The organism is Mycobacterium sp. (assembly GCF_036490025.1).
In the GTDB taxonomy this organism is placed as follows: Bacteria; Actinomycetota; Actinomycetes; order Mycobacteriales; family Mycobacteriaceae; genus Mycobacterium.
Genome location: NZ_DASXEP010000156.1, coordinates 35,787 through 46,165, shown reverse-complemented (window position 1 = coordinate 46,165; position 10,379 = coordinate 35,787). Strand labels below are relative to the sequence as shown.

The following is a 10,379-nucleotide window of genomic DNA, read 5'->3' as shown; positions in this document are numbered from 1 at the left end:
GAATTTGATTCTGCGGCAACGGCTCTGGCCGAACAGTTGGCCGGCATCGGGGTAACCCGGGGTGATCGGATCGCAGTATGGCACGGTGACTCCGCCGCCATCCACGTGCTGTTCGCGGCCGTCGAGCGATGCGGCGCCGTCGTCGTCGGCATCGGCGCGCGCGCCGGCACCCGGGAGGTCGCCGCGATACTGCACAACTCGCAGCCAAAGATCCTGATCAGCGATCACCAGCGCAGCGATGCCGCGTCCGAGGCCGCATCGGGCGCCGACGTTTCGGTGCTGGCGCTCGCTGAGGGCAGCCGCGTACCCCGGTTGGACGTCGACGGCGGGCTTACCGTGTCGGGGGTCGGGGCCCCGCTCGGGCCCGACGATGTGTTTTTGATCAACTCGACGTCGGGCACCACCGGACTGCCCAAGTGCGTGGTGCACACCCAGAATCGCTGGCATTACTTTCACCAGAAGGCGGTCGCCAACGGGCGACTGACGCCTGATGACGTGTTCTTGCCGGTCATTCCGATGCCTTTCGGGTTCGGCATCTGGACCAGCCACACCACCCCGATTTATCTGGGCGCCACAGCCGTGATTCTGGACCGTTTTACGGCGCGAGCGACATGTCAGGCGATAGCAGCGCACCGAGTGACCGTGCTGTGCTGTGTCAGTACACAATTGACGATGCTGATGGCCGACCACGCGTCGCGCGAGTACGACCTGAGCTCGTTGCGCGTCGTCTTCACCGGCGGGGAGGCGCTGCCGTACCGGCCCGCGGCGGAGTTCGAAACATTCACCGGAGCAAAGATTCTGCAGTTCTACGGCTCCAATGAGACCGGCCTGCTCAGCGCCACCACGCTGAACGACTCGCAGTCGCGTCGGTTACGCACGGCCGGCCGGATCGTCCCCGAGATGTCGGTCCGCCTGTTCGACGGCGACCGGGACGTCACCGAAGCGGGCCGGGGTCAGCCTGCTTGCCGGGGTCCGGCGACCAGCCTCGGGTACCTCGGCGGCACCGACCATGACCAGCTGTTCACCCGCGACGGCTGGATGCGGATGGGCGACATCTGCGAGATCGACGCCGACGGATACCTGCGCGTCACCGGCCGGACGTCCGATTTCATCCTGCGCGGCGGCAAGAACATCAGCGCAGGCCAGGTCGAGGATGCCGCGATGATGCACCCCGCGATCGCGGTCGCAGCAGCGGTCGCGATGCCCGACCCGGTGTTCGGCGAAAAGGTCTGCCTCTATACCGAACTCGTCGACTCGCAAACGATCGACTTGTCCGCCCTCGTCGAGTATCTGTTGGCAGCAGGTGTTTCCAAGGAGCTGCTGCCTGAACGACTGGTCGTAGTCGACGAATTACCGCGATCATCGGGCGGGAAGATCGCCAAAAGCCGGCTTCGTGAGAATATTGGAGCCAGGATGGAGGCCGACAATGAACACTCCTGATGCGCGGCGAGGCGGCCTGGAGGTGTGGGCACCGTCGGTCATTCCGCCGATCGGAGTTGACCTTTCGAGGGAGCAGGCGCTGGCGGTGGCCTTCCGTCACCTGGCTTCTATCGGCTTCGCCGAGAATCTGGCCGGGCACATCACCTGGCAACCCGACGAACAGACCGACATGTTCGTCAACCCGTGGGGACTGTGGTGGCAGGAGATCACCGCGTCGGATATCTGCGTGGTCGATGCCGAAGCGCGGGTGGTCCACGGTCGTTGGGATGTCACTCCGGCGATCCACATCCATACCGAATTGCATCGCGTCCGGCCTGACGCGCGGGTGGTCATTCACAATCACCCGTACTACGTCTGCGTGCTTGCCGCACTCGGCAGGCTGCCAGAATTGGTGCATCAGACCGGCTCGCTGTTCCTGGACGACCTGTGTCTGGTCGATTCCTACGACGGCGAGATCGACAGCGCAACGCGCGCAGCCGATCTCGCGGCCCGCATCGGCGGTACCAACCTGACGATTCTGGCGAATCACGGCGTCATCGCAACGGGCCGCAACCTGGCCGAGGCCGTGTACCGCGCCGCGTCGATCGAGCGAGTCTGCAAGCTGGCCTACGACGTGATGCTCACCGGCAACGAGCCTGTGCCGATGAATTGGCCGGACATGGCGGGCATGCAGAGGTCGCTGATCGAACGAGCCGCCGACGTGTACTGGGCGGGAGCCGCCCGCCTGACCATCAAAGCCGATTCCGCGGTTCTGGACTGAGTGGGTTGCGATGAAATCGATCGATGAGCTGGCCGCCAACCTGGGCTTTACCACCGCCAAGACCGGCGAGGACCGGTCGGTCACCTTTTTGCCTGACCCGTCGAGGGCGCCACGTCGCTACACGTTGATCTCGGTGGACGATCACATCGTCGAACCCCCGGACACGTTCACCGGACGTTTGCCGCAACGGTTCGCTGATCGCGCCCCGAAAGTGGTTGACACGGCCGACGGCGGCCAAACATGGGTCTACGACGACCAGGTCCTGCCCAATGTCGGGTTCAACGCGGTCGTTGGGCGACCGGTGTCGGAGTACGGCTTCGAACCGGTCCGATTCGACGAAATGCGCAGGGGTGCATGGGACATCAATGAGCGCGTCAGGGACATGGACCTGAACGGAATCTACGCGTCGCTGAACTTTCCCTCGTTCTTGCCGGGTTTCGCCGGCCAACGGTTGCAGCAGGTGACCAATGACCGCGACCTTGCATTGGCCTCGGTACGGGCGTGGAACGACTGGCACCACGAAGTGTGGGCAGGTTCGCACCCCGGTCGGATCATTCCGTGCCAGTTGCCCTGGCTGCTGGATCCCGAACTCGGCGCAAAGATGATCCGCGAGAACGCCGAGCGTGGATTCCACGCCGTCACGTTCAGCGAGAACCCCTCGATGCTGGGATTGCCGAGCATCCACTCCGGGCACTGGGACCCGATGATGACGGCCTGCGCCGAAACCGACACGGTGGTGAACCTGCACATCGGATCGTCGGGTTCGTCGCCGTCAACCACCGAGGACGCACCACCGGATGTGCAGGGCGTACTGTTTTTCGCCTACGCCATCTCGGCGGCAGTCGACTGGCTCTACTCGGGATTGCCGAGCAGATTCCCTGATCTGAAGATTTGTTTGTCTGAAGGCGGAATCGGCTGGGTCGCAGGGTTATTGGATCGCCTCGATCACATGCTGAGCTATCACGCGATGTATGGCACCTGGGCAGCGTTGGGCGAGAGCCTAACTCCGGCGGAGGTGTTCACGCGTAATTTCTGGTTCTGCGCTGTGGAAGACAAGTCCTCGTTCGTGCAGCACGACCGTATCGGCGTCGACAACATCATGTTGGAAGCCGACTATCCGCACTGCGATTCGACCTGGCCGCACACCCAGGAGACGGTCCACGAGCAGATCGCCGACTTGCCGTCGGACGTGATTCGGAAGATCACCTGGGAGAACGCATCGCGCTTATACCGCCACCCCGTGCCGGTCGAAGTACAGCGGGATCCAGACGCGTTCTGACGACTGGCGAGCCAGTTTGTTCGCAGACCGATAGACTCCGCGGCCATGACGGTTCCGCGCCCCGCACTGGATGGACGGCGCATCCTGGTTACCGGCGGTGCCACCGGGATCGGCGCCGCCGCCGTGCGTGTTTTGCACGCCGCCGGAGCGCGGCTGGCCGCCACCTATCACAACACTGCGCCGGCCGATGACACGCCGGCGGTGATATGGCAGCAGTGCGACGCCCGCGACGTCGACTCGGTCGATACCGCGTTCAGCAGCGCAGTGCGTGAACTCGGCGGCCTGGATGTGCTGGTCAACGCGGCCGGCCTGTGGCAACCGGGAGTGCCGGGGCAGATCAGCAGCGAAGCGATCGACTTCTTGCTGGAAACCAACGTCAAGGCGACGATCCTGACGAATCAGGCAGCCCATGCGGTGATGCGCGAAAACGGCGGCCAGATCATCAATTTCGGGTCCGCTGAGGCGGTGATGGGCAGTCCCATCGCAGCGGTGTACGCCGCCACCAAGGGCGCGGTGCAAGCCTGGACCCGGTCGGCGGCCAAGGCGTGGGGCGCAGACCGGGTCACCGTCAACGCGCTTGCGCCCGCGGTTCAAACACCGGGTGCGGATCGACTGCGAAACTTCCTGGGCCCGGACGCCGCCGCATACATCGACCAGCAGATGAAACTGTCCATTCCGTTGGGCGGAAAGCTCGGCGATCCCGCCGGCGACTTGGGGCCGGTGCTGGTATTCCTGGCAAGTGCGGGAGCCGGATTCATCACCGGCCAGTTGATCCCGGTCGACGGCGGACTTGCCATGGTGGGCGGCTGAGCGGGAACGCTGACATGGACCGGCCGCGCTGACTGCACTGGCCGGCGAACGAGGTATCGCTACGTGTGTGGAACCCGTTGTCGGCCTGAGCATCGCAGACCTTCCGTCGGCCCTGGCCGCCGTCGAGTACGTGGACCGGGACGGGATCAGCCTGCTCATCGACACGATGCATGTGGCACGCTTCGGCGCCACCGCCGACGATCTTCGGTCGGTACCTGCACATCGGATCGGTTACATCCAACTGAGCGACACCATGCTGCAACCCAGGATGAAGAATTACGCCGAGGAAGCCATGTACGAGCGGATGCCGCCCGGCGATGGGGAGTTGCCGCTGGCAGACATGCTTGCCGCCCTACCGGATGATCGCGTCGTTGGATTGGAGATACCGATGCGCTCGCGCGCCGAGTCCGGCGTGGATGCCTATGATCGGTTACTGCCGTGCGTCACCAGCGCGCGGACGCTGCTGGCCGACGCTCACGAAACCCGTTGAGCCTCAGCCACCGAGGCCGTTCTTGATCGCCTCGTCTTGCTTCTGGCCGACCTCGGTGACAAAGTCCGACGGCGCCAGCGCATAAGACGGGCCGTCGAACTCCAGGGTGACCAACGCCTTGCCCTCGGTGAACAGCAACACCGTCACCCCTTTGGAGTGGTCCGGCGACAACCCCGAAACCGTCACACCGCCGACCCCGACATCAGCGTTCAGCGACTTCGCTTGCAGAGATTCGCGGCGCATCGCCTTGGCCGAATCCAGCGCGTTGGCGGTTGCTTCGGGGTCGAGCAGAATCTGGATGGTGTCGATAATCGTGTGACTGTGGTCTTGGTCGGTGAAGGTGATCGTGGCGCCTTGTTGACCATTCGGATCTTTGGTCGCCGGGCCGGCCGTGAAGGTATCGGGAGCTTTGATGTCGCTGGTCTTGATCAGCAGTTTGGTGTAGTCACTGATCGCAGCGTGGGTGGTGGTGCCAGATCCCGTGGTCGGCGTCGACGACGTCGAATGGCTGCTGCAGCCGACGGTCGACACTCCCGCCAAGGTCGTCACGACGGCCGCGGCCATCACCGTACGGGGGATCCTCATTGCACCGCACTCCTTAGATCAGGTACGCGCAACGGTAGCCCAGAGCGAGGCGGTCTGGTGCAGTCGACCCGATTCTCGTCGTCGGCCAAGGCTGCCGCAGGCTCGCAAGATCGAAATCTCCCAGCCCGACGGTGTTTGACCGGATGCCTCGGTGGGAATGCTTTGCGTGCGAATAAATACCGGTTGATCTGCGCTGCGTCAGATATCTCGAATATCTTTGCAGGGCAGTGGGTTACGTATCCAGCCGTATTCGCACATGAGAGCGAAAGCTCAACTCTGACTAGAGGAAGGATCAACCCATGGGGGAGAAGAACAGCGGCCCAGAAGAAGGCATCAAGGGTGCCGTCGAAGGCATCAAGGGCAAGGCCAAGGAAGTTGGCGGAACCGTTGCCGGCCGCGACGACATTGTCCAAGAGGGTAAGGCTCAACAGGACAAGGCCGATGCTGAGCGCGATGCGGCCAAGAAGGAAGCTCAAGCCGAGTCGGCTCGCAGCGGCGCGGACGCGGCCGAAGAGCGCCAGAAGAAGCACCAGTAGGGCCTGTACGTTGGACGGCCCGGTCCGCTCGTCGGGCCGGGCCGTTTCTCGGCTGGATTACCCGGGTAGCCATGCGCAGTGACTACCTCGAATTCTTCGCTCAGCGCGCTGGCCTTGGTGTGCAGCCTGAAACCCAGTCCGGCCGCATCGAGCAGTGAATTGATCGCCGAACATGTCTTCGCCCACCTTCGCGAGGAAAATGTGACGTGTCAGGCGCTGCGGTGTGCGGACTTTGACATCGTTCCCGGAGTGGAGAACGACATGGGTGACGGTGACGCTTGGCCCGACATCAGGCGCCGAGTGCTCAGCGCCGACATCTTGCTTGTGAGCACTCCGGTGTGGCTCGGCCACCCGTCGAGTATCACGCAGCGAGTGCTGGAGCGACTTGACGCCGAATTGTCCAACAATGACGACGAGGGTCGACCGGCCATGGCGGGCAAGGTGGCGATCGTCAGCGTGGTCGGCAACGAGGACGGGGCACACAAAACGGTGGCTGACGTCTTCCAGGCGCTCAACGACATTGGGTACAGCATTCCTGCGCAAGGGTGCACCTACTGGAACGGCGCGGCGATGGAATCCACCGATTACAACGAACTCGATGAGGTACCCAAACCTGTCGCGTCGGCCACTGCGGCCGCCGCGCGCAATGCCGTGCACTTGGCGAAGGTACTCAAGTCTGCGGAATACCCTGCCTACCAGTAAATTTCAGCTAGCTCGCGGCGACGCCCTCGCGAGCGTATAGCCCGGTTCCAGTGACAAGTGGGAGATCCATCGTTGTCCTGATTCCGGGCGGCGCAGCGACCACGGCCGGAATGGCGTTGACGATCCGGCCCGCCGCGGCGACGATCGCCGCGTGGTTGTGGTCACCCTTACGGCTGGTCGGGCAGATATCGACGGTGTAGGACGGCTCGCCGACGATCTCCACCCGATACGATCCGCCGGGCTGAGCTGGTTGCGGCCAATCGGGTCGCAGGTCTTCGCGGAGCCGGGTGATGTGCTCGATGACGATGGCGGGACGGCCGGCGACCATGCCGCGTATTTCGAACTGGAGCGCGGCCGTTGTTCCTTTGGCGACGTGTCCAACCGCGATGTCGAAGTCTTCCGGCGCCGGTTCGCGCTGGTAAGACTCGGTGATCTCGTCGACTTCGATACCCAGGCCCGCCGCCAGCTGGCGGATCGCGGTACCCCAGGCGATGCTGAGCACGCCTGGAAGCAATAGCATTGGGGTGTCGTCCAGCGGCCTGCCGAATCCCATGTAATGCATGACCTCGGCGCCGTCGTACGTCGCGTAGTCCGCGATCTCCATGCAGCGCACCTGCTCGATTCGCTGGCAGGTGCTGGCGAGCGCGAACGGAATCAGATCGTTGGTGAATCCAGGATCAACGCCATTGATGAAGATACTCGAGTTACCTTGTCGTGCAGCATCTTCGACGCGTGTGATGTATTTCTCGGGCATGACGCCCCACGGATACTGCAGCATTCCCGGCGACGACCCGACCACGTTGATGCCGGCGGCAAGGATGCGCATGACATCTTTCATCGCTTCCGGCAGACGGGTGTCGCCCATTGCGCAGTACACCACGCATTCCGGCCGGGTCGCGAGCACGGCATCGAGGTCATCGACCGCTGCGACGCCGGTGGTCATGTCCAGGCCGGCGAGCCGGCCGGCGTCCTTACCGACCTTCTCTGGTGTCGAGACGCAGACCCCGCTCAGCTCGAAGTCTGGATTGGTGACCAGCTCGATCAACGCCAACCGACCGACGTTTCCAGTGCCGACGTGGGCGACCCGGATCGCCATAGCTGTCCTCCGTCAGTGGATCTAGCGACAAACCGTGCTCGACGCTAGTCCACGGCGTAGGCCGGCGCGACGAATCGCCGTCGGAGACTTCCCGTCAGCTCAGTTGCCGAAGCCCTGGCGCGGAGCCGGCGCCGCGCCGCCTTGCAGGCGGCTCGCGGCGAAGTCCGCACCCTGGGAGATCACGTTTCCGTCGTCGGCGTAGGTGTTATGCGCGGCAAAGTTCACCCCGTCAGAGCAGACGGGATCCTCGACGGCGCACACCTGGATGGTCTTCGACAGATAGAGCGGCCCGACGACCAGCTTGGGCTGGCCGAGAAAGTCCATCGCGCGCACATTGGGTGCGCCGAAAAGTACGACCGCAGCGACGTGGCTGGCCATTGCAGGGTCTAGCGGTTTGGGGATCGATGCCGGATCGACGTCTTGCGGCACCGAATCCGGGACGGCCGATGAGGTGACAAAGCCCGCCACCGCCGCGCCCTGCGAGTACCCTCCGAGCACCATCTTGGTATTGGGGCAGGCGCCGGCCTCGTTGACGATGTGCGTCCCCGCATCCCTGATGCCGTCGAGTCCGGTGGACCACTGGTCGCTGGCCGGGTAGTTGACCGGATAGACGTCCATCGACCTTCCGCCCAGGCGGCCGCGCAGCGCGTCGACGAAGGCTTGGCCGGTGGGGCCGACACCCGGCTCCTCACCGGTTCCCCGGGCGAACACCACTTGGGTATCGGGACACGGCTGGGCGGCGGCAGAGGGGACCGCAGCGGTCGGCAAAACCGAAGCATTGAGGCCCCAAGCTGTGATCATCGCGGTACCAACGAAAAAGGGGACATGACGGACCATCATGGTGCACAACGTTCCCATACCGGCGCTCGTCCAAACTAAGAAGTTTCTGCGCATAACCTGAGTACTTCCGCGTGTCGTGACGGGATGCCCCGGACCGGTCGCAGGCCGGGTCAGCGCTGTTGGCCGCCGGGGCAGGAAGATTCAGCGCGACCCCGCACCGCTGGACGGCAGATCGGCCAGCTTGACCAGCCGCACTTCCGGTCGGGCCGGGATTTTATCGGCGAGAAACCATCGGAAAGCGAGGTTGCCGCGGGGATAGCCAAGTGTGGTCAGGGAATTGGGATGTGCCGTCATCGCTTGGGAGATGACGATCGTCACACTGCCGTCAACATTGAGCGCTGCGCTGTGGCCGTTGATCGAGCAACGCGCGTCGGTGGCGCTGTGGGTGGCCATGAATTGGTTCCACACCACCAGATTCCAGAAACGGCAGTGTGGCGGGCGGTGGGTGACGACGAGCGCCTCGTCCTCGTCGAGGACAAAGCTGCCGTAGGAGTAACAGGCGTCGCGCGCCGACCAGCCGAAGTTGGCGTCCGGGACTTGGTAGGGGTCGGCGAACTCGTTGGCCGCGTGCGCGATCTCGTGGCCCAGCGCGTGGGCCGCGTCCCCTCGCGCCCCGACCGCCAGCGGGAGAATCGCAAACATCGTGCGCAGCCAAGCGGTGCTGGCCCGCAGCCGCGCCGCGGTCTCGGCATCACCGTGCCGGATCGGTTCGGGCTCGTCGAGCGCCTCGATCTGCCAATTGACGGGGCGCCCGGTCAAGGGATCGGCCTGGTAGTCGCGGGTCATCAGCACTGCCGCATCCGGCGTGGGTCCGAGGTCGAACGAGAAGTTGCCGGCGGCATCGATGTTCAGGTGGTCGTCGCGCACGATGGCCACGATGCGGTCCGACCATGCTCCCGGCGACGGCTCGTTGTAAGCGGTCAGCGAAAAGTAGACGCTGTCGCCGCGGCTGCCACTGATCCGGTATCGACGCCCGGGATCGACCGGACAGATGTAGTAGTAGGCGTCGGTGTTGTCGCCCCCCCACCGCCGGTCGCGCCGAAACGGGGTGTTGACTTCCACGAACATCGGCCGGCTTGGCTCGCCGAACAGATAGGTGTCGAACGCGACGCCCAAAGTGGTCGCGATCATCCGGTAGCCGTCGGCGATGTGCCGGTCGTCGGCGACGGCGCGCTCTCCGTCCAAAAATGAGCGATCCAACTCGCGCAAGGTGTCCACCAGCTCTCGCCATGCGGCGGTGGACTCGTGCTCGCTGTGGGTCATCGGCGGATTCCTCTCGTGATCAGTGCGGCCGTGCGATCTACCCAGGCAGCGTCAAGGGCGTGCCCGCGGGTCAGCAGGGCCAGGAAGGTGGTACCGGCGACGACCTCGACCATCGCGGCGGCAGTGATGTCGGGCCGCACCTCACCGCGTGCGACGGTGTCGTTGAGGCGGTCGGTCAACCCGCGAGAGAGGATGTCGCCGAAGCGCTCCAGCAGTGCCGCGTGCAGTGTCAGGTCGGCAGCCATCTCGCCGACCAGCCCGGGCAGCGCCGCCCGGGCAGCCGGGGTGGTCAAAAAGTCCGCCGTACGGCTGACCATTTCACGCACGTCGCCCGCCAAGGACCCGGTGTCCGGGAGCGCAGTGGCGTCGCTGATCGGAAAGACCGCCTCGTGGACCAGGTGCGCCTTGCTGGGCCACCGCCGGTAGATCGCCGGTTTGCTGGTGCCGGCCCGTCGTGCGATCGCATCGACCGAAAGGTCGGCGTAGCCGGTTTCGGCGAGCAGTTCAACGGTCGAGCGCAGCACCGCACTGTCGATGCGTTTGTCCCGGGGTCGGCCAAGTTCTGTCGTCATTACGAA

At 64.4% G+C, this 10,379-nt stretch carries 12 protein-coding genes; 7 read left to right on the top strand and 5 right to left on the bottom strand.

What is annotated here, in order from left to right; genetic code table 11:
- From VGG53_RS17820 to VGG53_RS17800, 5 genes are all read left to right on the top strand, one after another.
- Positions 1-1,440, top strand: a 1,440-nt coding sequence (locus VGG53_RS17820) for a class I adenylate-forming enzyme family protein (RefSeq protein WP_331519403.1), incomplete at its 5' end; no start/stop codon positions are given.
- On the top strand, positions 1,427-2,200 hold the full coding sequence (locus tag VGG53_RS17815; protein ID WP_331519402.1) for a class II aldolase/adducin family protein: 774 nt from the start codon (positions 1,427-1,429) through the stop codon (positions 2,198-2,200). The genes VGG53_RS17820 and VGG53_RS17815, both read left to right, overlap by 14 nt.
- A 10-nt stretch (positions 2,201-2,210) precedes the next feature.
- Positions 2,211-3,479, top strand: a complete 1,269-nt coding sequence (locus tag VGG53_RS17810) for an amidohydrolase family protein (protein ID WP_331519401.1) — start codon at positions 2,211-2,213, stop codon at positions 3,477-3,479.
- A gap of 45 nt (positions 3,480-3,524) precedes the next feature.
- Entirely contained in the window at positions 3,525-4,289 is a 765-nt protein-coding gene (locus tag VGG53_RS17805; protein ID WP_331519399.1) for an SDR family oxidoreductase, read from the top strand.
- Positions 4,290-4,317: 28 nt separating this feature from the next.
- Entirely contained in the window at positions 4,318-4,779 is a 462-nt protein-coding gene (locus tag VGG53_RS17800) for a sugar phosphate isomerase/epimerase family protein (RefSeq protein ID WP_331519408.1), read from the top strand.
- Between the two features lie 3 nt (positions 4,780-4,782).
- On the opposite strand, the gene VGG53_RS17795 is transcribed toward VGG53_RS17800, so the two are convergent.
- Positions 4,783-5,364, bottom strand: coding sequence for a hypothetical protein (locus tag VGG53_RS17795; RefSeq protein ID WP_331519398.1), 582 nt, complete (start codon positions 5,362-5,364; stop codon positions 4,783-4,785).
- A gap of 299 nt (positions 5,365-5,663) precedes the next feature.
- Here VGG53_RS17795 and VGG53_RS17790 point away from each other — a divergent pair, with 299 nt between their 5' ends.
- Positions 5,664-5,900: a CsbD family protein gene (locus VGG53_RS17790; protein ID WP_331519397.1), complete on the top strand. Its 237-nt coding sequence runs from the start codon at positions 5,664-5,666 to the stop codon at positions 5,898-5,900.
- Positions 5,901-5,978: 78 nt separating this feature from the next.
- Positions 5,979-6,602: a flavodoxin family protein gene (locus VGG53_RS17785; RefSeq protein ID WP_331519396.1), complete on the top strand. Its 624-nt coding sequence runs from the start codon at positions 5,979-5,981 to the stop codon at positions 6,600-6,602.
- Positions 6,603-6,609: 7 nt separating this feature from the next.
- On the opposite strand, the gene VGG53_RS17780 is transcribed toward VGG53_RS17785, so the two are convergent.
- The 4 genes from VGG53_RS17780 to VGG53_RS17765 form a co-directional block, all read right to left on the bottom strand.
- The gene (locus VGG53_RS17780; RefSeq protein WP_331519395.1) at positions 6,610-7,698 is read right to left on the bottom strand and encodes a diacylglycerol kinase; all 1,089 of its coding nucleotides are present in this window, start codon (positions 7,696-7,698) and stop codon (positions 6,610-6,612) included.
- Positions 7,699-7,797: 99 nt separating this feature from the next.
- Positions 7,798-8,556 (bottom strand): cutinase family protein, encoded by a 759-nt coding sequence (locus tag VGG53_RS17775; RefSeq protein WP_414688993.1) that lies wholly within the window; start codon positions 8,554-8,556, stop codon positions 7,798-7,800.
- A gap of 123 nt (positions 8,557-8,679) precedes the next feature.
- Positions 8,680-9,801: a DUF1214 domain-containing protein gene (locus VGG53_RS17770; protein WP_331519393.1), complete on the bottom strand. Its 1,122-nt coding sequence runs from the start codon at positions 9,799-9,801 to the stop codon at positions 8,680-8,682.
- Entirely contained in the window at positions 9,798-10,373 is a 576-nt protein-coding gene (locus VGG53_RS17765) for a TetR/AcrR family transcriptional regulator (RefSeq protein WP_331519392.1), read from the bottom strand. The genes VGG53_RS17770 and VGG53_RS17765 overlap by 4 nt, the downstream gene beginning before the upstream one ends.
- Positions 10,374-10,379 lie beyond the last annotated feature (6 nt).

Coding starts and splice junctions, on each gene's coding strand:
- VGG53_RS17775 (WP_414688993.1), bottom strand. CDS start 8,556: ATGGGAACGTTGTGCACCATGATGGTCCGTCATGTCCCCTTTTTCGTT.
- VGG53_RS17790 (WP_331519397.1), top strand. CDS start 5,664: ATGGGGGAGAAGAACAGCGGCCCAGAAGAAGGCATCAAGGGTGCCGTC.
- VGG53_RS17810 (WP_331519401.1), top strand. CDS start 2,211: ATGAAATCGATCGATGAGCTGGCCGCCAACCTGGGCTTTACCACCGCC.
- VGG53_RS17765 (WP_331519392.1), bottom strand. CDS start 10,373: ATGACGACAGAACTTGGCCGACCCCGGGACAAACGCATCGACAGTGCG.
- VGG53_RS17805 (WP_331519399.1), top strand. CDS start 3,525: ATGACGGTTCCGCGCCCCGCACTGGATGGACGGCGCATCCTGGTTACC.
- VGG53_RS17780 (WP_331519395.1), bottom strand. CDS start 7,698: ATGGCGATCCGGGTCGCCCACGTCGGCACTGGAAACGTCGGTCGGTTG.
- VGG53_RS17770 (WP_331519393.1), bottom strand. CDS start 9,801: ATGACCCACAGCGAGCACGAGTCCACCGCCGCATGGCGAGAGCTGGTG.
- VGG53_RS17815 (WP_331519402.1), top strand. CDS start 1,427: ATGAACACTCCTGATGCGCGGCGAGGCGGCCTGGAGGTGTGGGCACCG.
- VGG53_RS17795 (WP_331519398.1), bottom strand. CDS start 5,364: ATGAGGATCCCCCGTACGGTGATGGCCGCGGCCGTCGTGACGACCTTG.